This is a genomic window from Gilliamella sp. B3172 (genome assembly GCF_026536465.1).
Taxonomy (GTDB): Bacteria; Pseudomonadota; Gammaproteobacteria; order Enterobacterales; family Orbaceae; genus Gilliamella.
This window is the reverse complement of the sequence record NZ_JAFNOA010000031.1, coordinates 1-533: the sequence shown is the minus strand read 5'-3', so window position 1 is coordinate 533 and position 533 is coordinate 1. Positions and strand designations below refer to the sequence as shown.

At 48.4% G+C, this 533-nt stretch carries 1 protein-coding gene; it reads right to left on the bottom strand.

The window, feature by feature from the left end; all coding sequences use genetic code 11:
* On the bottom strand, nt 1–533 hold a 533-nt coding region (locus tag J3U37_RS12070), incomplete at both ends, for a type VI secretion system Vgr family protein (protein ID WP_267375131.1).

Genomic DNA, 533 nt, shown 5'->3' with positions numbered 1-533 from the left:
AGTGATTTGGCTATCGATAAGGCATTTTCCAGCTGGGTAATCGCGCCTTGCATATCCAGTTGTTTGCCTTGCGCTTTTGGCTCGGTTTGGCTGGTCAGGTATAAGCCTTTTTCAGCTGCAATGGCACCCCAGTCATCCGTGCGAAGTTCAAACCCTTCACCCCGTGGTGTTTTGTTTTGGTCAACTAAGTGACCCAGATTAAGTTGCGTTTTACCGTATTCGGTTGCCAGTTTGATATGCTCCTGCCCCCGTTTGTCATCCATCCGCAATTTATTATTGGCCGGAGTACGTATCACATTACGATGTTTGTTTATCGTGGTGACATGGTCAGGGTGAGCACTGTCGTGCATGGCATGGGCGATATACGGGCGGTCGGGGTTGCTGTCGGTAAAGGCTATCGCCACTTCTGTGCCGTCAATTAACGGAAAGTGAAAGCCATAGGTATTGCCGGCATACGGTTTGGCTAATCTGACCCACAGGCTCTCTTCACCGTTTTTCCAGTTTTTTAAGTCAAAGTTGAATTTGACCCGATA